Origin of the sequence: Corynebacterium sp. MSK039, from assembly GCF_030232315.1 — a bacterium.
Classification (GTDB): Bacteria; Actinomycetota; Actinomycetes; order Mycobacteriales; family Mycobacteriaceae; genus Corynebacterium.
On sequence record NZ_JASPJL010000008.1, the window covers coordinates 1 to 23,270 of the forward strand.

Annotated in this window: 18 protein-coding genes and 2 tRNA genes; 10 read left to right on the forward strand and 10 right to left on the reverse strand. The window is 64.5% G+C overall.

Going from position 1 to position 23,270, the window contains the following annotated elements; all coding sequences use genetic code 11:
- Positions 1-148 precede the first annotated feature (148 nt).
- The 4 genes from QP997_RS06825 to gyrA form a co-directional block, all read right to left on the reverse strand.
- Positions 149-221 (reverse strand) — tRNA-Ala (locus tag QP997_RS06825).
- A gap of 25 nt (positions 222-246) precedes the next feature.
- A tRNA-Ile gene (locus QP997_RS06830) sits at positions 247-323 on the reverse strand.
- A gap of 103 nt (positions 324-426) precedes the next feature.
- On the reverse strand, positions 427-1,008 hold the full coding sequence (locus QP997_RS06835) for a DUF3566 domain-containing protein (RefSeq protein WP_284846651.1): 582 nt from the start codon (positions 1,006-1,008) through the stop codon (positions 427-429).
- Entirely contained in the window at positions 1,005-3,521 is a 2,517-nt protein-coding gene (gyrA, locus tag QP997_RS06840) for a DNA gyrase subunit A (RefSeq protein ID WP_284846652.1), read from the reverse strand. Before gyrA ends, QP997_RS06835 begins: the two co-directional genes overlap by 4 nt.
- Before the next feature lie 137 nt (positions 3,522-3,658).
- On the opposite strand from gyrA, the gene QP997_RS06845 reads away from it, so the two are divergent.
- From QP997_RS06845 to QP997_RS06855, 3 genes are all read left to right on the forward strand, one after another.
- Complete coding sequence (locus QP997_RS06845) at positions 3,659-5,005, forward strand: MFS transporter (RefSeq protein WP_284846653.1); 1,347 nt, start codon at positions 3,659-3,661, stop codon at positions 5,003-5,005.
- 58 nt (positions 5,006-5,063) lie between these two features.
- Positions 5,064-6,371, forward strand: a complete 1,308-nt coding sequence (locus tag QP997_RS06850; protein WP_284846654.1) for a glycoside hydrolase family 1 protein — start codon at positions 5,064-5,066, stop codon at positions 6,369-6,371.
- 215 nt (positions 6,372-6,586) lie between these two features.
- Entirely contained in the window at positions 6,587-7,438 is an 852-nt protein-coding gene (locus tag QP997_RS06855) for a hypothetical protein (protein ID WP_284846655.1), read from the forward strand.
- A gap of 128 nt (positions 7,439-7,566) precedes the next feature.
- On the opposite strand, the gene QP997_RS06860 is transcribed toward QP997_RS06855, so the two are convergent.
- The 6 genes from QP997_RS06860 to dnaA form a co-directional block, all read right to left on the reverse strand.
- Positions 7,567-8,628, reverse strand: coding sequence for an alpha/beta fold hydrolase (locus tag QP997_RS06860; RefSeq protein WP_284846656.1), 1,062 nt, complete (start codon positions 8,626-8,628; stop codon positions 7,567-7,569).
- A gap of 295 nt (positions 8,629-8,923) precedes the next feature.
- On the reverse strand, positions 8,924-10,996 hold the full coding sequence (gene gyrB, locus QP997_RS06865; protein WP_070761307.1) for a DNA topoisomerase (ATP-hydrolyzing) subunit B: 2,073 nt from the start codon (positions 10,994-10,996) through the stop codon (positions 8,924-8,926).
- A 112-nt stretch (positions 10,997-11,108) separates the two neighbouring features.
- Positions 11,109-11,765 (reverse strand): DciA family protein, encoded by a 657-nt coding sequence (locus tag QP997_RS06870; protein ID WP_284846657.1) that lies wholly within the window; start codon positions 11,763-11,765, stop codon positions 11,109-11,111.
- Positions 11,762-13,057, reverse strand: a complete 1,296-nt coding sequence (gene recF / locus QP997_RS06875; RefSeq protein WP_284846658.1) for a DNA replication/repair protein RecF — start codon at positions 13,055-13,057, stop codon at positions 11,762-11,764. The genes QP997_RS06870 and recF overlap by 4 nt, the downstream gene beginning before the upstream one ends.
- Positions 13,058-13,090: 33 nt before the next feature.
- On the reverse strand, positions 13,091-14,275 hold the full coding sequence (dnaN, locus tag QP997_RS06880; protein WP_070757940.1) for a DNA polymerase III subunit beta: 1,185 nt from the start codon (positions 14,273-14,275) through the stop codon (positions 13,091-13,093).
- An 843-nt stretch (positions 14,276-15,118) separates the two neighbouring features.
- On the reverse strand, positions 15,119-16,879 hold the full coding sequence (dnaA, locus tag QP997_RS06885) for a chromosomal replication initiator protein DnaA (protein WP_284846659.1): 1,761 nt from the start codon (positions 16,877-16,879) through the stop codon (positions 15,119-15,121).
- A 616-nt stretch (positions 16,880-17,495) separates the two neighbouring features.
- Between dnaA and rpmH the strand changes: the two genes are divergently transcribed.
- From rpmH to QP997_RS06920, 7 genes are all read left to right on the forward strand, one after another.
- Positions 17,496-17,633: a 50S ribosomal protein L34 gene (gene rpmH, locus QP997_RS06890; protein WP_012361251.1), complete on the forward strand. Its 138-nt coding sequence runs from the start codon at positions 17,496-17,498 to the stop codon at positions 17,631-17,633.
- A gap of 158 nt (positions 17,634-17,791) precedes the next feature.
- Positions 17,792-18,175 (forward strand): ribonuclease P protein component, encoded by a 384-nt coding sequence (gene rnpA / locus QP997_RS06895; RefSeq protein ID WP_284846660.1) that lies wholly within the window; start codon positions 17,792-17,794, stop codon positions 18,173-18,175.
- A gap of 154 nt (positions 18,176-18,329) precedes the next feature.
- The gene (yidD, locus tag QP997_RS06900; RefSeq protein ID WP_083317298.1) at positions 18,330-18,599 is read left to right on the forward strand and encodes a membrane protein insertion efficiency factor YidD; all 270 of its coding nucleotides are present in this window, start codon (positions 18,330-18,332) and stop codon (positions 18,597-18,599) included.
- Between the two features lie 15 nt (positions 18,600-18,614).
- Positions 18,615-19,589: a membrane protein insertase YidC gene (gene yidC / locus QP997_RS06905; protein ID WP_284846661.1), complete on the forward strand. Its 975-nt coding sequence runs from the start codon at positions 18,615-18,617 to the stop codon at positions 19,587-19,589.
- Positions 19,590-19,708: 119 nt separating this feature from the next.
- Entirely contained in the window at positions 19,709-20,524 is an 816-nt protein-coding gene (gene rsmG, locus QP997_RS06910; protein ID WP_284846662.1) for a 16S rRNA (guanine(527)-N(7))-methyltransferase RsmG, read from the forward strand.
- 78 nt (positions 20,525-20,602) lie between these two features.
- Entirely contained in the window at positions 20,603-21,535 is a 933-nt protein-coding gene (locus QP997_RS06915) for a ParA family protein (protein ID WP_371260077.1), read from the forward strand.
- Between the two features lie 90 nt (positions 21,536-21,625).
- Complete coding sequence (locus QP997_RS06920; RefSeq protein ID WP_284846663.1) at positions 21,626-23,053, forward strand: ParB/RepB/Spo0J family partition protein; 1,428 nt, start codon at positions 21,626-21,628, stop codon at positions 23,051-23,053.
- The last annotated feature ends 217 nt before the right edge of the window (positions 23,054-23,270 follow it).

Genomic DNA, 23,270 nt, shown 5'->3' on the forward strand with positions numbered 1-23,270 from the left:
ACTCAATCGGCATCCAAAAAGGCCAAATCTAACCCCCACGACACGCCGGGCCAGACACACTTTTTGACCCTTAACCCGCCACCCTCACCCCTCCATCATCCCCCAGACGCAAAGGAACCCCAGGCCTTGCGACCTGGGGTTCGTGCTGTGGAGCATAGGAGAATCGAACTCCTGACCTTCTGCTTGCAAAGCAGATGCTCTACCAATTGAGCTAATGCCCCGAACTTCATTCGAAGTGTGTTCGAATGGTGGGCCTAGGTGGACTCGAACCACCGACCTCATCGTTATCAGCGATGCGCTCTAACCGCCTGAGCTATAGGCCCTTCGAACAGGGACTAGTGTATCCATGCGATGCGATATAAACCAAATCGCCAGGTCAGTCCCTGTTTTATGAAGTTTTCTTCCGCCGGAACGCAGGCCCTTGAGCTAGGCCCCTTCCGATGCTTTCGACGTCTTCGGCGCGGTCGAGTTGTCCGGGACGGCCGCTGCGTCCTCCGCGCCCGCGACGCGCAGCTTCAGCCCACCGAGGACGTCCGCCGCCGCGTTGTACACCAACGCAGTCAGCGGCACGATGCCCCAGACGACGAAGAACTCCAGAACGCCGACGAGCGCCACCGCGCCCAGCACGCCCCAGCCGGAGATCCCGCCGAAGCCAGCGATGTCGGCGAGCAGGGTGTTCATGCGGCCCCACACGCCAGCCACCGCCAGCACGAGCCACAGAAGCATCCAGGCCAGCACCCACACCACGAAGGTGACGCAGCCAGCCGCCAGGCCGAGCCGGCCGGCGGAGCGCACGTCGATGGACGTCAGCGTCAGTTCCCGTCCGCGCGGAGCCCGCGCCTTCCAGGACGTCGCGTTCTCCGACGCCGCCTTTCCGGTCACCGTAGTCTCGGCCGCCGTCTTCTCAGCCCCGGCCGTGTCCTTGGCCGGTGCCGAATCCTTCTCGACCGCGTCAGCCGCCTGGTCGCTAGCCTCCGAGGTCACTTTCTCAGTGCCCTCGGGGGTCACTTCTTAGCGTCCTTCGGCTTCGACTCGACCTGGGCGACCTCTTCTTCCGCCTCTTCCTCGACGTTGCGGTCGACGGCGACGAGCTCAACGCCCTTATCCAGGTCGACCAGGCGCACGCCCATGGTGGAGCGGCCGGTCTCGCGGATCTGGTTGACCTCGGTGCGGATCACGCCACCGGCGCTGGTCATCGCGAGGATCTCGTCATCCTCGGTGACCGTCAGCGCGCCGATCAGCTTGCCGCGGGACTTCTGGTACTTGAAGGCCACAACACCCAGGCCGCCACGGCCCTTCGCCGGGTATTCCTCCATCGGGGTGCGCTTACCGTAACCACCGGAGGTGGCGACGAACAGCGCGGAGTCTTCCTGCACGACCGTCATGGCCAGCAGCTGGTCCTCACCGCGGAAGCGCATGCCGTACACACCGGCGGTGGCGCGGCCCATTGGGCGCAGCGTCTCGTCGTCGGCGGTGAAGCGCATGGCCTGGCCTTCCTCGGAGACGAGCAGCAGGTCATCCTCGGCGGAGCACAGCTGCGCGCCGATCAGCTTGTCGCCCTCGTTGAGGTTGATGGCGATCAGGCCGGAGGAACGGGTGGTGGCGTAGTCCGTGAGGCGGGACTTCTTCACGCGGCCCTGCGCGGTGGCGAGCACCAGGTACGGGGCGTCCTCGAAGGACTGGATCTGAATGACCTGCGCGATCTGCTCGCCAGGCTGGAATTCCAGCAGGTTGGCGACGTGCTGGCCGCGTGCGGTGCGGGTCGCTTCCGGCAGCTCGTAGGTCTTCAGGCGGTACATCCGGCCCATGTTCGTGAAGAACAGGACGGTGTCGTGCGTGGAGCAGACGAAGAAGTGGCGGACGACGTCGTCCTGCCGCAGTTCGGCACCGCGCACGCCCTTGCCGCCGCGTCGCTGGTTGCGGTAGCTGTCCACCTTCGTGCGCTTCGCGTAGCCGGTCGAGGTGATGGTCACGACGACGTTCTCGCGGGCGATGAGGTCCTCTTCAGAGACGTCGCCGGTGGCGGAGACGATCTGGGTGCGGCGCTCGTCGCCGTACTTCTCGACGATCTCGGCGAGCTCATCGCGGACGATGGCGCGCTGGCGCTCCGGCTTCGCGAGGATGTCCTCGAGGTCTGCGATGATGCGCTCGAGCTCGGCCAGCTGGTCGATGATCTTCTGGCGCTCCAGGGCTGCCAGGCGGCGCAGCTGCATCGCGAGGATGGCGTTGGCCTGGATCTCGTCGACGGTCAGCAGGTCCATCAGGCCCTCGCGCGCGATATCCACGGTCGCGGAGTTGCGGATCAGGGCGATGACCTCGTCCAATGCGTCCAGTGCCTTGACCAGGCCGCGCAGGATGTGAGCGTCTTCCTCGGCCTTGCGGAGGCGGAACTGGGTGCGTCGGACGATGACGTCGATCTGGTGCTTGACGTACAGCGAGAGCATCTGGTCCAGGCGGAGGGTGCGTGGCACGCCGTCGACGATGGACAGCATGTTCGCACCGAAGCTGGTCTGCAGCTGCGAGTGCTTGTAGAGGTTGTTCAGCACCACGCGCGGCACGGCGTCGCGCTTCAGGGTGACGACGATGCGCAGGCCGACGCGGTCGGAGGACTCGTCGTCGATCTTGGAGATGCCCTTGAGCTTGCCGTCGCGGACCTGCTCGGCGATGGAGCTGACCAGGTTATCGGGGTTGACCTGGTACGGCAGCTCGGTGATGACGATGACCTGGCGGGAGCCCTCTTCCTCGATCTCGGCCTTGCCGCGCATGCGGATGGAGCCGCGGCCGGTGCGGTAGGCGTCGTCGATGCCCTTCTCGCCGACGATGAGGCCGGCGGTCGGGAAGTCCGGGCCCTTCACGAAGCCCATGCAGGCCTCGAGGGCCTCTGCTTCCTCGGCTTCCGGGTTCTCCAGGAGCCAGTAGATGGCGTCCGCGAGCTCGTTGAGGTTGTGCGGCGGGATGTTGGTCGCCATGCCGACGGCGATGCCGCCGGAACCGTTCATCAGCAGGTTCGGAACACGGGAGGGCAGGACGGTCGGCTCGGAGGTCTTGCCGTCGTAGTTCGGCTGGAAGATGACGGTGTCCTCGCGGATGTCGCGGACCATCTCCATCGCCAGCGGGGTGAGGCGGCACTCGGTATAACGCATTGCTGCAGCACCGTCGTTACCGCGGGAGCCGAAGTTACCCTGCCCGTCGACGAGCGGGTAGCGCATGGACCAGGGCTGGGCCATGCGCACGAGGGTGTCGTAGATCGCGGAGTCACCGTGGGGGTGGTAGTTACCCATGGTCTCTGCCACTGGCTTCGCGGACTTGACGTATCCGCGTTCCGGCCGGTGGCCGTTGTCGAACATGGCGTAGAGAATGCGCCGGTGTACCGGCTTCATGCCATCCCGAACCTCCGGGAGGGCACGGCCCACGATCACGCTCATGGCGTAATCGATGTAGCTGTTCTGCATCTCCTTCTGCAAGTCGATCGGTTCGATGCGGTCGAACAGGTTATCTCCACCGTTAGTATCGTCGCTCACTGGAGTTGGTGAACCTTTCTACTTGGAATAGACCCAACCATTCTACCACGTCAGCGCACAGTTTTTGAGCGCACGGACCAGTGGCGGGGATTCTTAAAAGCCCAAAAACGTTTGCTGCGAAAACTATGATTTTCCCCGTGACTGTTGTGCAAAGCCCCAAGCAAGAAGTCTCCCGGGGATGGATCTCGCGCTTTGGCCTGATGTACCTCGGCCAGAACATCGCCTGGGCAGCCCCGACGAATCTTCTGCTCTCCGCCCAGATCCTGGTGTGGTTCCCGGAGGATAAGGAACGCCAGCTCGCGCTACTAATGACGGCCGGCGGGCTTGTCAGCCTGCTCGCCTCCCCGCTCGCCGGGATCTTCTCCGACCGGACGCGCTCCTCGCTGGGCCGCCGCACCCCGTGGATCATCGCGGGCATCACGATCGCCTCGGTAGCACTCGGTGTCGCGGGATGGACCGCAACGCTGCCCGGGGACTCCCGCACCTTGGGTTACGGCCTGTTGTTGGCGGCGTGGATGGTCTTCCAGTTCGCCATCGCCCTGGCAGTGACGCCAACGCAGTCCATCGTCCCCGACCAGGTCACCGAGCGGCAGTTCGGCACCGTCTCCGGCGTGATGGGTATGACGTACACCCTGGGCATCGTGCTCGGCACGGCGCTCTCCGTCGCGCTCCCCCGCCCCTGGGCGTACGCCGCTGTCATCGCCGTGCTGCTGACGACGGCGGTGCCCTTCCTCAGCCGCGACCGGGAGCCACTCCCCTGGCTGGCGGGCTCCGCCGACCCGGAAGCGGGCCCGAACACAAGCCCGGCGGCCAGCCCCGCACACGGCGCTGAACACGCAGCTGACCAACCGAAAGCCGGTGCCACGGGAACGGCACCCACGGGCCTCGCGGCTGCCCGGCGCGTCGTCCCCAACCCGAAGGACGCCCCGGACTTCTACTGGATGTTCATCACCCGCCTGCTGCTGATGCTGGCCCAGGCGATCGCGCTATTCTTCCTGCTCTACTACCTGCGCGACCGCATCGGCTTCCACGACCCCGAGCTCGGCGTGCTGATCCTCACGGCTGTGTTCGCCGGCTGCGTGGTCGCCACCGCTCTGTGGTCTGGCTGGTTCTCCGACAAGCTCGGCGCCCGCAAGCCCTTCATCCTGTTCTCCGCCACTGGGGTGGCCGTCGCCTGCGCGGTGCTGGCCTTCACCAGCTCCTTCACGATGGTCGTCGTCGGTGCCGTGATCCTGGGGCTCAGCTGGGGCGTGTACCAAGCCATCGACCAGGCCCTCGTCAACGCCGTGCTCCCCACCGAGCAGGAGCGCGCTACCCACATGGGCCTGATGAACCTCGCCGTCCTGCTGCCGAACACGCTGGCCCCTTCCATCGCAGCGATCGCTCTCGCCCTGCTCGGGGGCTACACGGGGCTCTATCTCCTGGCAGGTGCGATGTGCCTGGTCGGAGGCGTCCTCGTCCTAAAAATCCAATCCACCCGCTAAGCGCAAAACTTTCCGCGCGACCGCTGAACAAAACAACCCACAACCGAAGGAGAACACGATGCCTGCCTCCCCCACCACCTTCCTACCGCTGGGCAAGCTGATGATCGGGACGGCGACGTCCTCCCTACAGATCGAGGGTGGCGACCGGAACAACAACTGGTACGAGTGGGCCCAACACCCCGGCACCATCGCCGACGGCACCAGCCCGCTGCGCGCCAACGACCACTGGAACCGGTGGCGGGAGGACACCGAACTCATGGGCTCCCTGGGGCTCAAGACCTACCGGATGGGCATCGAATGGTCCCGCATCGAACCCGCGCCCGGGCAGTGGGACACCGCCGCGATGGACCGCTACCGGGAGGAAATCGCGCTGGTCAAGGAGCGCGGGATGGTGCCGCTGGTGACCCTGCACCACTTCAATAACCCGCTGTGGTTCCAGCGGCTCGGCGAATGGGAGAAGCCGGAGAATATCGCGCACTGGCTGCGCTTCGTGGGCCACGTGGTCAAGGGGCTATCCGACCTGGTCACGGACTGGGTCACCATCAACGAGCCGAATGTTTACGCCACCTCCGGCTTCCTCTTCCACGAGGCACCGCCGGCGAAGAAGTCCTACCGGCTGGCGTTGAAGGTGATGCGGAACATGGCGATCGCGCACTGCCGCGCATACCGGTTGATCCACGGGATTCAGTCGGGCGCGCGGGTGGGCTTCGCGCACCACATGCGGGCCTTCGTGCCTGCTCAGGAGCGTAATCCGCTGCACCGGCTGGCCTCCCGGTCCAGTGCCTTCCTCTTCCAGGACGAGCTCAGCCACGCGATGCTTGGTGGGAAGTTCCGGGGCGTGCTGGGCCGCCAGCCTTCGGATATTTCTCCCGGCAAGTACTACGACTACCTGGGGCTGAATTACTACTCGCGCACGGCGTCCGCGGGCTTCGAAGACGGCACGCTGCCCGGCAAGCCGGTCAATGACCTTGGTTGGGAGATCTACCCGGAGGGCCTGATCGAGTGCGCCGGCTGGATGCACGAGCGCTACCCCGCCCCGATCTGGGTGACGGAGAACGGCACCTGCGATAACGGCAGCCCGACGAGTCTGGAGAACTTCCGCTGCCGCTTCATCTACGACCATCTGGCCGCGATTAGTGCCTCTGACCTGCCCTTTGAGCGCTATTACCACTGGTGTTTCGTGGATAACTGGGAGTGGGCGGACGGCGAGGCGCAGCGCTTCGGCCTGGTGCACAACGACTACGCCACGCAGACCCGCACGCCGAAGCTCAGCGCCGAGTTTGTGCGCCGGATCATCGCCGAGGGCGGAATTTCGGGCGAGGCGAAGCGGGAATTCGTCGACCCCCAGCGCTACCGCATCGGGTAGGGCCATTTTCGGACCACCGCAACCAGAGGCGGACGTCGCCCCCGTCTCTCTCGGCAGCCGTCAGGGTCGCCGTTTTTCTAGGACGTCGCCCCGTTGGCGTCCCGAATGTTTCACGTGAAACAATCCGCCCCCGCCTCTGCCAGAATGGAGGGAGAAGATACCGCCGGCTTGAAAAGCCCAGCCAGAACACGAAAGGCAAGGTGCAGGCGAACAGCATGGCTCAGAACGTCCTCCCAACCCCACAGGCGGAATTCGCAGCCCTCGGCTTCTACGGGGAACCACTGGATCAGATGATTCAGCGGTCCTTCGAGGAGCAGAACCAGGGGCTTGCGAACGCGCACGGCTACAAGATGATCTCCCCGTACATCGACCCCTCCGGGGCGCGGATGATCCGCTTCATGGGGGACAAGAACTCCACCGTCGCGGTCTCCCTCATGCACCCCGAGACCACGGCCGCGCGGGTGGGTCTCATCACCCCGACGGTCGCGCTCGTGGATGTGCTCAACACCGAAGGCGAGATCGCCGCGCGCGTGACCTGCGCCGTTGATGACTTCTTCTCCTACTCGACAATCTCCGGGCCAGAGGTGGTCAAGGAGGGCAAGATCGCCGCGAACGCCGACGAGGACGGCATGATCCCGCTGGTGAACTTCTGCCTCACCGCAGCGCTGGGTGGTGGCAAGATGCACCTCTATCCCAGCGAGGCGGCCTGGCGGCAGGCCCACCCGGAGCACGTCCGCGAGGATGGTGTCATCACGAAGCCGCGGCTGATCTCCCCAGCTGCGCAGGCCTTCTTCGACGGCGAGACCAACGCGATAAACCCCTGGAACCACGTGCGGATCACCGTCGCCGGGATCCGGGGCGCGACCAATGAGCTCACTGGCAAGCAGTTCTTCGTCATTCAGGACACCCCGAATGCCCGCGGCTTCGCGCTGACCGCCTGCCTGCCGGCAACCGAGGAGCTGAAGAAGCACATGCGACCAGGCGTGGTCCTGGAAGGCCCGGCCGTGCTGATGGGCCACAACGCCACGCTCGCGAACCCGGCGGTGTCCGCGCCGGAGGAAAACTAAGCGCCGACCGCGCTTGCTGGACTACGCCTTGGGCGCGGCCTCGGGCGCTTCGCCTTGAGGGTGCCGGGCACTGACTAGGACCTTGAAGCCCTCGGGGCTAGTCCTCGACGCTAGGCCTCGACCGTGGCCTAGGCAGTGGCCTCGACCGTGGCGGCCCAGCGCTCAAAGCGGTCGGCCACGACCTGCGGCTGGCGCGCCCAACGGTTGTGGCCGAGCTGCTCCACCTCCGCGGGGTACTCCTCCACCGCGACGCAGCCCTGCGGGAAGAGCAGCGCAAGATTCTTCGCGGAGTCGAGGGGGCAGTCGTCGTCGTTGGAAAAGCGCGTGAGCAGGATAGTCGTATACGTATCCTTCATCGCCGCGACGTAGTCCATGTCCTGGCCGTGCAGGTTTTTAAAGCTATTGCGCTGCGCGAGTTTGGTCCATTCCAGGATGTGGTTGCGCGCCTGACGGCCGTAATTGGCGATATCCAGCAGGCCCTCCGGCTGGTAGCCGCGGGCCAACACGATCGCGCTCATCAGCAGGGAGCCGAGCTTGAGCTCGATGCGGGTGCGCCCAGTGAAGCCCCGGTAGTACGGGGTGCCGGTGCCAACACCCATGTAGCCCAGAACGTTGAGCTCCTTGGCCTCCGGACGGGCCATGAACACCGCGGCCATCTGCCCACCCATCGAGTGGGTCAGCATGATTGTCGGGTACTTCTCCCCCAGCTCCAAGCGGCGCTTGACCGCGCGGATGGTGCGCGGGAAATCGGAGCTCGCCAGGTCGTGGTACCCCCAATCCTGGGTGCGGCTGGCGGCGGCAGTGGACTCACCCTGACCGTGTAGCTCGCCGATGGCGACGATCCAGCCTCGGGTCGCGAGTTCCTTGGCGATCGGCTCGTAATACCGGGCGCCGACACCGAAGCCCGGCCACAGGATGACCAGGGGTCTCTTGCCATCATGGCCGCTCTCTGCGGCGGTGCGTGGCTCGGCTGGTTCAGCGCTCGTGGCGGAGCTGCCGGGCTTGCTACCGGCCTGGGCACCAGCCTCGGCGCCGGCCTGAGTCACAGCAGAGGCCGGGTTAGCTGGGGCTTCGCTGCCCGCTAGCGGTGGGGTGAAGATGCGCACGGCCGTGGTGGTGCCGTCCGCCATCTGCACGTGCACCCACTGGCGGTGCACGTCCTCGACGGAAACTTCGTTATTTTTGCTCACCCGTCACATGATATGTGTGGCCCCGAACACATTTGGCTATATCAAGATAATGCTGTGGGCCTGGTGCCTCGAGTTCTCGTTGGGGGCCCTCCACCCGGCAGAGACTAAAGAAGAGCTTTCGGTCACGCTATACACCCAAGATTCGCCCAATAATCTTGGATACACCCCCACCGAACCCAAGATTAGGCCCCCTAATCTTGGGTCACGAGCTGGCACCGGACTCCTGACCGAGCCCAGCCTGTCCGGCGCCAGCCCCCACGCCGGCGCCGACCGCCCCCAGACCGGAACCCGGACGCTAGACGTCCAAGAAACGGACGTCGCGCGCGTTGCGGGTGATGAAGCTACGGCGGGCGACAACGTCGTCGCCCATCAGGATGCTGAACAGCTCGTCAGCAGCCTCCGCGTCCTCCAGGGACACCTGGCGCAGCGTACGGGTGGTGGGATCCATCGTGGTCTCCCACAGCTCCTTCGGGTTCATCTCGCCGAGACCCTTGTAGCGCTGGATACCATCATCCGTGTCGATCTTGCGGCCCTCTGCCAGGCCCTTCTCCAGCTGCTCATCGCGCTCCCGGTCGGAGAACGCATAGCCCGGCTCGCCCTTGCCCCACTTCAGCTTGTACAGCGGCGGCTGGGCCAGATACACGTAGCCACCCTCGACGAGCGGACGCATCAGACGGAACAGCAGGGTGAGCAGCAGCGTTGCGATGTGCTGGCCATCCACGTCGGCGTCGGCCATCAGCACGATCTTGTGATAGCGCAGCTTGTTGATGTCGAACTCATCGTGAATGCCGGTGCCCAGCGCGGTGATGATCGCCTGCACCTCGGCGTTCTTCAGCACGCGGTCCATGCGGGCCTTCTCGACGTTCAGGATCTTGCCGCGCAGCGGCAGGATGGCCTGGTACATCGAGTCACGGCCGGACTTCGCGGAACCACCTGCGGAGTCACCCTCCACCACGTAGAGCTCGGACTTGATCGGGTCCTTGGAACGGCAGTCGGCCAGCTTGCCTGGCAGCCCGCCCATATCGGAGGCGGACTTGCGGCGCACCAGGTCACGGGCCTTGCGGGCCGCCTGGCGAGCGTGCGCGGAGGCCACAGCCTTCTGCACGATAACCTTCGCCTCGGCCGGGTTGGCGTCCAGCCAGTCGGAGAGGTGCTCGTTGATCGCGCGCTGCACGAAGCCGCGGATCTCGGTGTTGCCCAGCTTCGTCTTCGTCTGGCCCTCGAACTGCGGGTCACCGACGCGGACGGAGATGACGGCAGCCAGGCCCTCACGGACGTCGTCGCCGGTGAGGTTGGACTCTTTCTCCTTCAGCAGCTTCTGATCGCGCGCGTAGCGGTTGATCAAGGAGGTCATCGCGGCGCGGAAGCCCTCCTCGTGGGTACCGCCCTCGAAGGTGTTGATGGTGTTCGCGAAGGTGTGGACGGACTGCTGGTAGCCGTCGTTCCACTGCAGCGCGACCTCGACCTCGTGGTCCTCGCCCTTGGCGTCGAAGCTGACGATCGTCGGGTGGATCGGCTGCTTCTTGCGGTTGATGAACGCGACGTAGTCCTTCAGACCCTCCGGGTAGTGGTACGTCTTGGTGCGCGGGCCCTTCTTCTTCTTGGCCTCTTCCTCCGCCTGGCGCTCCTCAGCTGACTTCGGGGCCTCAGCCTGCTCGGTGAGGTCCTCGAGCCCCTCCTCCGGCTCCTCGGCCTCGATGGCCTGCGGGCGCTCGTCGGTGAGGGTGATGGTCAGGCCCTTGTTCAGGAATGCCATCTCCTGCAGGCGCTTGGCGACCGTGTCGAAGTTGAACTCCACGGTCTCGAAGATCTCCGGGTCCGGCCAGAACCGCTGGGTGGTGCCGGAACCGCGCTTCTTCTTGCCCTGCACGAGCTCCTGCGGCACCGCGTTGATGAACTCCTGGTACCACTCGTAGCCGTCGCGGACGATGCGGGTCTCCACGCGGGTGGACAGGGCGTTGACCACGGAAATACCAACACCGTGCAGACCACCGGAGACCGCGTAGGAATCGGAGTCGAACTTACCGCCGGCGTGCAGCTGCGTCATGACGACCTGCACGGTCGGGGCGCCGGAAGGGTGCATCTCCACCGGGATGCCACGGCCGTCGTCGGAAACCTCGACGGAGCCGTCCTCCTTCAGCGTGACGGAGACCTTCTTGGCGTAGCCCGCCATGGCCTCGTCCACGGAGTTGTCCACGACCTCCCAGATGAGGTGGTGGAGGCCACGCTCTCCCGTGGAGCCGATGTACATGCCCGGGCGCTTCCGGACGGCCTCGAGGCCCTCGAGGATGGTGATCGACGATGCGTCGTAGTCACCCGGCTTGTGCTCGTGCGGAGCTGGCGTGTTCTGCGGTTCTGGTGCACCCACGGTGGGTAAAACTCCTTCGTGTGCCACTAATTAACTCCACCAGTCTACCGGCTTTTCCTGCGAAAATACAGTTTCTGGCTGCCCGGGCGAGCTGCGTGGCGCACCGTGGCGCTCAGCCGTAATCGTCACGTTTGCCCCGCCCCTGGACGCGGAGGCGGCCGGTCTGTCGCGGCCCGTAGTCCGGGTTGTGGATCTTTAGTTCGACGACGACGTCCGGCCCCAGCTCCTGGGCGATTTTCTTCAGGATGGTTGCCTGGATGAGGCGGAGTTGGGTCGCCCAGGGTGTGGAGTCGCTCTGGACGTGGAGGAATTTGTTTTTCTCGTCGAATTTCACCGGCCGGGTGTGTGCGGCGATCTTGGGGCCGACGAGGTGTTCCCAGTCCTGCATGAGGCGGCGGACACCAACGTTTTCCTCCCAGCCCTGACGCCGGATTTCGCGGCTGAGCAGGGCGGCGAAGCTGCCGGGGTCGCGGTAACTGCGGTCGGCGCGGCCGTCCATGCGGGTTTTGATGCGCTGGACGCCAGAGCTGGTGCGCGCTGCGCTGCCGGTGCTGCCGGAGTCCGCGGCAGGTTCCGCGAGCGTGCCGCGGCGGCCCCGGTTCCAGCCATTCCTGCGCGCCATGCGGGGAAGATCGGCGTTCTTGCCGGTCGCGGGCTTGCCGCCGGCTTTTTTGATGGCTTCCAGGGCCTGGGCGACGGGGTCGAGGAACTGCTCCTCGCGGTTGGGATTCTCAGGCGGCTGCTGCTCGCGTGGCTGGTGTTCCGTCACGCCTGCTCACCCTCGTCGGCAGCCTGCTCCAGGACGCTATCGCGGGGGATGGTCTCGTCGATCACGGAGATCCGCCGCTGCTGGCCCTCCTCGGTGACATGCACCGCGCGAACATCATGGAACGTGGCGATATCCCGCAGCTCAGCCGGAATATCTTCACCCACGGCCGCGGTGATGAGCACCTGCTCGGCTTCGGTGAGCAGCCCGACGAGCTGTTGACGTCGGGAGGAATCCAACTCCGCGAAAACGTCATCCAAAATGACCACCGGTTCCACGCCATCCTCGCGCTGCATGAAGAACGCGCCGAGCCGCAGCGCCAGGGCGAAGGACCAGGATTCCCCGTGGGAGGCGAAGCCCTTGGCGGGCTGGGCACCCAGCATGAGCACGAGGTCGTCGCGGTGCGGGCCGATCAGCGTGGTGCCGCGGTCCACCTCCTGGGTGCGCTTGCGGGCGTAGGCCTGCAGCAACGTGGCCTCCGCGACCTCCGGGGAGAGCAGCGCCAGCTCCGCGGCTGGGTCGCGTTCGAGCTCTGCCTCCCCCAGCAGCACACCCACCTGGGCCAGGTCCGCGTCCACGGTCGAGGTGTACGCCATGTGCGCGGGCCGGGATTCGGGGGCGAGCCTGGCGTAGGTCTGCGCGACGTGTGGTGCGAGGTCGTGAACGATCTGCACCCGGGCGGACATGATTTGCCCGCCCAACGCGGCCAGCTGGGCGTCCCACACGTCCAGGGTGGCAAGTGCTGAGAGGCGCTCCGTGTCGTTCTCGGGGGCGATGCGCAGCGCGTAGGCGTTATTGCGCAGCAGAGCGTTGCGCTGGCGCAGGGACTTATCGTAATCCGCCTTCACCGCCGCGAGCCGCGGGTAGCGGGCGACCATGATTTCGTCGAGGAACTTGCGGCGCTGCTCCGGTTCGCCGCGCACCAGGGCGAGGTCCTCCGGGGAGAACAGCGTGGTGCGGACGATGCCCAGCAGCTCGCTGGTGGTGGCCAGCTGAGTGCGGTTGATGTGGGCACGGTTGGATCCGTGGCCACGGATCGCGATGTGGGCGGTGAGCTCGCGGTTGTGGTTCACCGCCGTGGCAGAGACCCGGGCGATCTGCTGGCCCTCCCGAACCAGCGCGGAATCGGTGTTCACCCGGTGGGAGCCCAGGTGGGCCAGGTAGCCCAGGGCCTCGACGATGTTGGTCTTGCCGTGCCCGTTGGGCCCGGAGAACACCGTGACACCCGGGTCCAGCTGCAGCGAGAGTTCCCGCCACGACCGGAAGTCGTGGAGTTCTAGGCTGCGGACAAACATGATTCCACTCTATGCCGAGGGTTCGCGCCGGCTTTAGCCCGGCAGGCGCACCGGCATGAGCAGGTACTTGAAGTTGGTCTCCGGGTCCGGGAAGGTGCCGTCCTCCTCGGCCTCCGGCAGCTCGGCCGGGGCAGGGATGAGGATCGCGGGGCGGGAGGGCTGGGTGAATCCGAAGACCACGCGCTCGGTGTGGATCGCGCTCAGACCGTCCTTGAGGTACGCCGGGTTGAAGGCGATGGTCAGCGGCTCGCCGTGGTAGGCGCAGTTCAGGACTTCCTCAGCCTGACCCACATCGGAGCCTCCGGCGGACAGCGTCAGCGTGGACTCCTCGAAGTGCATCCGGATCTGGGAATTACGCTCCGCGACCAGGGAGACACGACGGATCGCATCCTGCAGCGGGGCGATCTCCACGGAGGCCATCGCGTTGTGGCGGGCCGGCAGCAGCGGGCGGAACTTCGGGAAGTCCGCATCCAGCAGTCGGGTGGTCGTGCGGCGGGCATCTGTGACGATGCCGAGCAGGCCGTCCGCACCGATGTCCTCCCCCGAACCGATGGCGATCTCGATCGGGTCGTTGAGGCTGTGATCCAGGGTGCGGGCGGTGTCCGCCAGCGTGCGGGCCGGGATCAGCAGCTCAGCGGTGGCATCAGCCGCAGCCGGGTTCCACTGGAAGCTACGAACAGCCAGACGGAAGCGGTCGGTTGCTGCGAGAACCACATTTTCGCCCTCGATCTCCATGCGGATACCGGTGAGCATCGGGAGGGTGTCGTCCTTACCCGCGGCGATGGCGACCTGGCTGATGGCCTCGGTGAAGAGATTCGGGTCGATGGTGCCGGTCACGGCCGGCATGTCCGGCAGGACTGGGTAATCCTCGATGGTCATCGCGGGAAGTTCGAAGCGGGAGCTGCTGCTGCGGACCAGGACCGTGGAGCCGGAGTACTCCATGGTGATTTCCTTACCCGGAAGTGCGCCGACGATGTCGGATGCCAACTTACCGGCCACGAGGATGCGGCCTGGCTCGTCAACATTGGCATTCACGCGCACGCGGGTGGAGACTTCCCGGTCGAAGCCCGACAGCTCCAGGCCATCGTCATCCGCGAGGATCATCACGCCACGCAGGATCGGCTGGGTTGGCTTCGTGGGCAGCGCACGGGCGACCCATGCCAGTGCAGATGCGAAATCATCCTTCGCAACCGAGAAACTCACATTTTCTTGCTCCATGCTGAGCTGTCCCTCCGGTCAACGTTCATCGCCTTGAACGTGCTTCAAAACTTTGTCTTTTTCTTCGAGTCTCAAGACTAGCCGACGCACCGGACACGGCCGAAGAAAGTTCCCTTTGCTTGTTATTCGCTCCCCTTCGAGGCTTGGCACGGCTTCGCCGGGCAGACCGGGACTATGCACACCACCAATTTCTTCTCTTTTTGCCAATTGGGAAGTTCAGCAGTGTTAGTAGGGGGTGTGAAAACTGTGGAAAACATGTCATTTACCCACGCCGGGGGCCGATTCGGGGTGTGGGGTTCGGGTGGACGACTCTGTGGATAATTGTGCCCAACTGTGGATAACTTTTGTCACTCGCGAGTTATCCACAGCCCATCCACCTGCGGTTTCCCAAGATCTGGGTAGTTATCCACAGAAACCCCAGGTCACGAGCTTCAACCTTGAACCTCAACTTAATCCACCCGGAAACACAAACTTGTAATTACGCTTGTGGAAAACCCTGTGGACATGTGGATAACTTCCGAAAATCATGGTCAAGGACCTATTTTTATCCACATTCCGGGTGAGTTATCCACCGAATGCTGTGGATAACTGTGCACAACTGTGGACGAGAATCCCCCGAGCCCCCAGCGTTACCCCCAAGAATTTGCGTTTCCGCCCCCAAGCACAACGCGGTGTGCCAGCCACAAAAATCCAAGAATCCGGCTCCCCCGCCCCGCGCGGACGTCCCAAAATTGAAGGCCCCACCCCAAGAACTGCCTCAAGAACCGCCCGCAGTAACCCTGACGGGCGCGTTGACGTCCCGAAACCTGCGGAACTCCACGAAGAAAGCTCGAGAAAGAAGGACTAACCCCGCGCCGCGGCCTTCGCGCGCTGCGTCAGCTCCTGGACCTCGTTAAAGGTGACACGATCCTCCGTCAACTGCTCCCGAATGCGCCGCTCCGCGTGCATGACCGTCGTGTGGTCGCGGCCGCCAAAAGCCTGCCCCAGCTTCGGCAGCGAAAGATCCGTCAGCTCACGGCACAGATACATCGCGATCTGGCGCGCCTGCACGAAACGCTTCGTGCGCCCCTTCCCCACCAGCTCATCGACGGTCAGGTCGAAGTAAGAGGAAACCACATCGATGATGACCTGCGGGGTCATCTGCACATCGTCGACCGGCATGATGTCCCGCAGCGCGATCTCCGCCGCCTGCTTCGTGATCGGCTCCTTGCCCAGGGAGCAATAGGCCGTCACGCGGATCAGCGCGCCCTCCAACTCGCGGATGGAGGTCTCGTACCGGCTCGCGATCAGCTCGAGCACGTCCTCCGGCAGCGTGGTGCCCTCCGCGGCCGCCTTGCGGGACAGAATCGCCATGCGGGTTTCCAGGTCGGGGGTTTGGACGTCCGTAATCAACCCGCCTTCGAAACGAGTGCGCAGGCGGTCCTCGAGGGTGGTCAGCTGGCGTGGTGGACGGTCGGAGGAAAGCACGATCTGCTTATTCGCCTGGTGTAGCGCGTTGAAGGTGTGGAAGAACTCCTCCTGCGTGGACTCCTTGCCCTGCAGGAACTGGATATCGTCCACAATCAGCATGTCCAGGTTGCGGTATTCGCGTTTGAACTCCTCGCGGCGGTCGTTGGCGATGGAGTTAATGAAGTCGTTGGTCAGCTCTTCGCTGGACACGTAGCGCACGCGCATGTCCGGCTGCAGCTCCTTGGCATAGTGGCCGATGGCGTGCAGCAGGTGGGTTTTGCCGAGGCCGGATTCGCCCCAGATGAACAGCGGATTATAGGCGCGAGCTGGGGCTTCGGCGACGGCGCGACAGGCGGCGTGCGCGAACTGGTTGGAGCCGCCGATGACGAAGCTTTCGAAGGTGTACTTCTTGTTCAGCAGGGTGTCCGAGTCCCGGTCGCCCTCGTCTGTGTCCGCGGTTGGGGACGACGACGCCTCGGCCGGCACGAAGGCCTCGTTGCGGGATTCTGGCTGGTTGGCGCCCTGGTGCTGCTGGGCCAGGCGCTCGGCGGCGAGGATGCGGGTGTGCTCGTCCTGCTTCGGGTCGTGCTGTGGGGATTCCGCGGGTGCGGAGGGCTGGGATGGCGCCGTGGATTGTGTTGCTCGGGCCTCTGTTGCTGTGGGGGTTGCCGGCGCGGGCGCTGTTGTCGAGTGAGCAGCTGGGGTGGATGGTGCCGGGGTGTGTGCTGCGGAGTCGGCGACTGGCGCCTGTTGTTCGGCAGCGTTACCAGCGGTGTTGGCGCTGGCCGGCGGGGTTGCGTCCTCCGGCTCGGCTTCCCGGATGGAGAGGCTGAGGGTGACTGGGGATTGCAGGATATCCCCGAGAACCTTTTCGATCGGCTCGGCGAGCGCGCCCTCCACGACCCCCTTGGACCACTCGTTTGGCGTGGTCATCACGGCGATCCCGTTGATGAAGAGGACGGGCTGGATCTGCCGCAGCACGCTGCGGGAGGAGGCGGAGAGCGGCGGGAACTGAGTGCCGTCGCCCTCGATCCACGCGTCGACGAGGCCGTGCCAGATGGTGGCGAATTTTGTGGGATCCGCGGGATCTGGGGCGTGTGTCATGCGCGAGCCTTTTTCTTCTCTTCCGGGGTCGGGGGTAACCGTTAAGGACATTTCAATTTACACGTGAGTTCACACTGAACCCACATTTTTACCCACAGCCGGATTTGGCGTGTGTTCTGGGCTTCCACAGAGCTGTCCACACCTGTGGATAACTTGTCCATTGAGTTGTCCCCAATTTACCCCGCTCCTGTGGATAACTTCTAATTTTCAAGGAAAATACTGTTGACCTGCGCAAACGAACCCTAAACCAGTGCTTTAACCTTCGGGGGTGGAGAAGTTATCCACAAGCTGTGTGGATTGACATTCCACCGTGTGTGATGATCAATCCACAAAAGCGCAGCATTGCGCGGAGTTTTCCACGAGCCGCGATTTAAATGACACGCCTGTCATCCTGCGAAGATTTGGTTTTCGGCTCCCCCGCTGAGTATTCTTAAACGGTCTATGGCAACAGCCGACCTTGTATCGGATGCCGTTTTGGCCGGATGCTTTGCGTCGCCCACATTCCACACGTGGCGCCGAAGCCCTGGCAACCACAAGTCCACCGGCGTGGACAGCGTGGCGTACAGCGCACCGCACGGGCGCAGTGGCAGGGAATACTCCCTGCCATCGCCTAATCACGGTGCCGCAGCGCTTCGCCTCCGCGCGTAGTTTTAAGGAGTGAAGTACCGTGTCGAAGCGTACTTACCAGCCTAATAACCGCCGTCGCGCACGCGTGCACGGCTTCCGCACCCGCATGCGCACCCGCGCAGGTCGCGCGATCGTGTCCGCACGTCGTCGTAAGGGCCGCAAGTCCCTGACCGCTTAATCGAGCGGGCGGCCAGCCTGGCCGCGCACTCTCCCACCACGTGGGAAGCTCCGGCGCCTGCCACTCGGTGGGCGCCGTTTTTGCTGTAATTTCACCCTTATGCGGGGCAATCTGCTTTCAGTCCCGCGTGCACCCACCCGACCACGAAGGAGCCGCCCATGCTGGCACCGGAACACCGTCTCCGCTCCTCCGCGCTGTTTAGCACCGTGGTGAAGAAGGGTGCGCGCAAGGGCAGCCGCACCGTCGTCGTCCACCTCTGGACCCCGGAACCTGGCCCCAACGCGCCGCTGGAGCTAACCGGCGGACCGCGCGCGGGCCTCATCGTCTCCAAGGCGGTCGGCAACGCCGTGGTCCGCCACGCTGTCTCCCGGAAGTTGCGCGCCGTCCTGGCCACCATCATCGATGACGACGCCACCGCGGCGTCCCCGCAGCTGCAGGAGACCAGCTTTGTGGTGGTGCGCGCCCTTCCCGCCAGCGCGAAAGCGAGCAGTAAGGAGTTGGAGGCCGATGTGCGACGCTGCCTCTCCCGGCTCTCCCGCTGAGCACAGTGCTTCGCTTACTGGGGGCAGTGGGCAATCCGCTGAGCACAGCTCACAGCCCGGAGCCGAATCCCACCGCAATCCGGGCTCCCAGGCTGACTTCAAGCCCGGCGCCGACAGCCGTACCGCGCGTCGCCGCGTCACTGGCCGTGCCGCGCTGGCTCGCCGAGCGGTGTTGGCCTATCAGGATTTCCTTTCGCCCCTTAAAATGGGGCCATCATGCCGCTTCGAGCCGACCTGCAGTAATTACGCTCTCACGGCGTTGGAAAGGCATGGTCTGCTCAAGGGGCTGTTACTGTCAATAGGTCGGCTGTTGCGCTGTGCCCCTTGGCATCCGGGCGGGTGGGACCCCGTTCCGCCCCGCAAGCGCAGGGCTAAGCCCAAGCCTGAAGAGACTCCGCAAGATTTTGAGACGTCCGAAAAGTAGAGGATCCCTCCAGACGTGCTGAATTTTATTTATTACCCGATTTCAGCGGTCCTGTGGTTCTGGCACAAAGTGTTTGGCTATGTGCTCGACCCGGCCGCGGGCATCACGTGGGCGCTTTCCATCGTCTTCCTCGTGGTGACTATCCGTATCCTGCTGGTCAAGCCCACCGCTAACCAGCTCCGCTCCTCGCGCAAGATGCAGGAGTTCCAGCCGAAGATGAAGGAACTCCAGCGCAAGTACGCCAATGATCAGCAGAAGCTGATGGTTGAGGTGCGCAAGGCGCAGCAGGAGATGGGTGTCCGCCCGATGGCGGCCTGCCTCCCGATGCTGGTTCAGATGCCGATCTTCATTGGCCTGTTCCACGTGCTGCGTTCCTTCAACCGCACCGGCACGGGCACTGGCCAGCTGGGCATGAGCATCGAGGAGACCCGTAACACCCCGAACTACGTCTTCGGCGTGGACGAGGTTCAGTCCTTCCTCGACGCCCGCCTGTTCGGTGCGCCGCTGTCCTCCTACATCTCCATGGACCCCTCCGGTTACGGCGCCTTCTCCCCGGCAGGCATCGCCCCGGACTTCACGAAGGCGAACATCATCGCCGTCGTCCTGCCGCTGATGCTGGGCGCTGCGGTGATCATGCACTTCACCGCTCGCCTGTCCCTGAACCGCAACAAGAAGCGTCAGGCGAATAACCCGAAGCCGGCAGCTGATGACCTGAAGGCTCAGCAGATGCAGATGCAGATGGACATGATGCAGCGCATCATGCTGTGGTTCATGCCGCTGCTGATCCTGGCCGGTGGTTTCCTCTGGCAGGTTGGTCTGGCTCTGTACATGTTCACCAACGGTCTGTGGACCTTCGTCCAGCAGCGCATCCTGTTCGGCATCATGGATAAGGAAGAGGAGGAGGAGCGCCAGGCGAAGCTCGAGGCTCGCCGCACCTCCGCCCCGAAGCCGGGCGCGAAGCCGCAGAACAATAAGAAGCGGAAGAAGTAGCTCCAGCCTTCCGCCCCTAGCGCCGCACGGTTCGCCGTGTGGCGCTTTTTCTTTGCCCTTTTAGGACGTCGCCACCCTCCCGTGGTTCTCTTCCCCACCCGTTCTGGGAGGGAGTTGGGTTGTCGTGGAAAGGCACTAGAATGTTTCACGTGAAACATCGTGATTCTGACGCTTCGAAAAACCAGTCCCCCAACCCGGCCGCTGCGCACCTCAATAAGGGTGCCGCGGCTGCCGGCGACTCTACCGGTGAGCAGCAGATCACGTCCCTGACGCCGGATAACCACGGGGGCGAGCTGCAGGTCGATGGGCTGCGCCCGGAGAACCTGGCTGAGGTCTTTGGCGACCGCGCTCCACTGGCCGAACGCTACGCCCAGTGGCTTGAGACCGCCGGCATCCAGCGTGGCCTCATCGGCCCCCGCGAGGTGCCCCGCATCTGGGATCGCCACATCATGAACTCCGCCGTCCTCGCCGAGATCATCAAGGACGGCGAGCGGGTCATCGACGTCGGCTCCGGTGCGGGCCTCCCAGGTATCCCGCTGGCCATCGCACGTCCCAACGTGAAGGTGCAGCTGCTGGAGCCGCTGCTGCGCCGCACGAAGTTCCTGGAAGAGGTCGTCGAGGACCTTGGCCTGGACAACGTCGAGGTCCACCGTGGGCGCGCGGAAGAAAAGGCAATCGTCCGGAAGCTTGCGGGCGCGGACGTCGTGACCTCGCGTGCCGTCGCCCCCCTGGGTCGGCTGTGCCAGTGGTCCCTCCCCCTGGCCCGTGTGGGCGGCCAGATGCGCGCTTTGAAGGGCAGCTCCGTGGCTGAAGAGCTGGAGCGGGATAAGGCCCAGATTGATAAGGTTGGCGGAGGGAAACGCTCCGTGGTTGAGCTGGGCAAGGGCGTGCTGGAGGAATCCACCTTCGCCGTCATTGTGGAAAAGGCGCGCTAGAGCTAGCGCCTCAAAGGAAATTGTTTCACGTGAAACATTGCCGCGATCGCAAGGATCGCGACGGACGGAGGAAAGGTAGTGGCACCAATGCAGTGGGATGACACCCCGATCGCGCAGGCCGCGCGCCAGGCTGCCAAAATGCAGAACGCCCACAACCTGAAACTTCCGAAGCCGGAGAAGCCCCGGAAGATCACGATCGCCAACCAGAAGGGCGGGGTGGGTAAGACCACCTCCACGGTGAACCTCGCCTGGGCGCTGGGGCTGCACGGCCTCAAGGTTCTGGTCATCGACCTGGACCCGCAGGGCAACGCCTCCACCGCACTCGACGCCGAGCACCGGATGGGCACCCCCTCCAGCTACGAACTGCTGATCGGTGAGATGAGCGCTGCCGAGGTGATGCAGCAGAACCCGGTGAACGAGAACGTCTACACGATCCCGGCCACCATCGACCTTGCCGGCTCTGAGATCGAGCTGGTGTCCATGGTTCGCCGCGAATACCGCCTGGTCGATGCGATCAACGATGACTTCCTGGCCGAACAGGGCTTCGACTACGTGTTTATCGACTGCCCGCCCTCCCTTGGCCTGCTCACCATCAACGCGATGACCGCGGTGGATGAGGTCCTCATCCCGATCCAGTGCGAGTACTACGCGCTCGAGGGCGTAGGCCAGCTGCTCAACAACATCTCGATGATCCGCGAGAACCTCAACAAAAACCTGCACATCAGCGCCGTCCTCTTGACCATGTACGACGGCCGCACGAAGCTCTCCGAGCAGGTCTCCGACGAGGTGCGGAACCACTTCGGCTCCGTGGTCCTGGATAACCACATCCCGCGGTCCGTCAAGGTGTCCGAGGCTCCGGGGTACGGCCAGACCGTTCTCCAGTACGACGGTGGTTCGCGCGGCGCCCTGGCTTATTTTGACGCCGCTGTCGAGTTCGCCAAGCGTGGCGACTACCTCCCGAGCGAGGAGACCGCCCCGATCGGCATCGCGCCGGAGCTGCACAACATCTAAACCCTCGAATGTTTCACGTGAAACAATGCCCGATTTCCGGGCAGACCCCGCCTCCCCCATCATCACAACTTTGGATTGAAGGTAAAGACCGTGGCTAAGAAGGATTCGGCATCTAAGAAGGCTTCGAGCGCTCAGGGTGGCGCGAAGGCGCCGCGCGGCGCTGCCCGTAAGCCGGCGATGCCCGCGGCCCTCCCCGACCGGGAGGCCACCCGACGCGGCGGACTCGGTCGCGGTCTCGCGAGCCTGATCCCGACCGGGCCATCCCGCCCGGGTCTGGGCAACGGCGCGGCCGACGTGATTCTCGGCGGCGGTGGCGCGGGCGGTGCAGCGGCCCGCCGGAACGCGGGTCAGGATTCCGGCGATGCTGCTCGCGGCGGCGCCGGATCGGCGTCTGGACATGGCGGAGCGGATATTCGTCACAGTGACGTTAATCGCCCAACCTCCAGTATGGGCGAGAACTCCGGCGAACAGACCCAAAAATCCGCCTCCGCGGGGTCGGGCGGAGCCACCGGTTCGGATGCCAAGGGGACCAAGGGTTCGAAGCCTGTGAAGGCTGGCGCTTCGAAGGACGGCGCCGAGAAGAAGAGCGGTTCCCAGTCTCGCACCGCAAGCTCGTCCGCACCGGAGGGTTCGACCGCACCGCAGAGCTCGGCTGAGCCTCACGGCGAGTCCGGCGGCCCGGACGTCCCCAATGTGGATAGCTTTGGCGCGACCTATCAGGAACTCCCCCTCGACGCGATCACGACGAACCCGAAGCAGCCGCGTGCGGTCTTCGATGAGGAGCAGCTGAACGAGCTGGTCCACTCCATCCGGGAGTTCGGGCTCATGCAGCCTATTGTGGTTCGTCCGGTCAGCGGAGCGCCTGCTCCCTATGAGCTCATCATGGGTGAGCGACGCCTCCGAGCCTCCAAGAAGGCTGGCCTGGAGACGATCCCGGCCATCGTCCGTGAGACGCAGGACGACGCGATGCTGCGCGATGCCCTGCTGGAGAACATCCACCGCGTACAGCTGAACCCGCTTGAGGAGGCGGCCGCTTATCAGCAGCTACTGGAGGAGTTCGGCGTGACCCAGGAGCAGCTGGCCAAGCGCATCGGGCGCTCCCGCTCCCTGATCGCGAACATGATTCGCCTGCTCCAGCTGCCCGTCGCGGTGCAGCGGCGCGTGAGCGCAGGCGTGCTCAGTGCAGGCCACGCCCGTGCCCTGCTGGGGCTCAAGGGCGGCGAGGAAGCGCAGGCACAGCTGGCTGACCGCATCGTCGCCGAGGGCCTGAGCGTCCGCGCCACGGAGGAAGCGGTCACGCTGATGAACCGTGGCGAAGGGCAGAAGCAGGAGCGCAAGCAGTGCACCCCTGCTCCCCTGCCGGACTACGTCAACAGCTGGGTGGACGACTTCGCGGACACCCTGGAGACCAAGGTCAGCGTCCAGATGGGCAAGAAGCGCGGCCGCATCGTCGTCGAGTTCGGTGGCCAGGAAGACTTCGACCGCATCATCGAGATCCTCGGCGGCGGCGAGCAGTAGTTTCGGTACTCGGCGGCGCCCGTGGCTGCCAAAAGTGGCGGCTGCCGACAACGGCACCCGGTGAGTTAAACCAGGTTGGCGCGACCGTCGTAGCCCGCCGTGACGGTGCGTCGGAACGACGATCAGCGTCGCAATCCGCCCAGCGCCGCACGAAATTGTTTCACGTGAAACAATCCAAGTTTTTTGGGCCGATTTCCTAAATTCCCTCATGGGGCCA

Bases quoted from the DNA above. Each gene is read 5' to 3' on its own strand.
- QP997_RS06850 (WP_284846654.1), top strand. From the start codon at position 5,064: ATGCCTGCCTCCCCCACCACCTTCCTACCGCTGGGCAAGCTGATGATC.
- QP997_RS06855 (WP_284846655.1), top strand. From the start codon at position 6,587: ATGGCTCAGAACGTCCTCCCAACCCCACAGGCGGAATTCGCAGCCCTC.
- recF (WP_284846658.1), bottom strand. From the start codon at position 13,057: ATGTTTGTCCGCAGCCTAGAACTCCACGACTTCCGGTCGTGGCGGGAA.
- dnaN (WP_070757940.1), bottom strand. From the start codon at position 14,275: ATGGAGCAAGAAAATGTGAGTTTCTCGGTTGCGAAGGATGATTTCGCA.
- dnaA (WP_284846659.1), bottom strand. From the start codon at position 16,879: ATGTCCTTAACGGTTACCCCCGACCCCGGAAGAGAAGAAAAAGGCTCG.
- rnpA (WP_284846660.1), top strand. From the start codon at position 17,792: ATGCTGGCACCGGAACACCGTCTCCGCTCCTCCGCGCTGTTTAGCACC.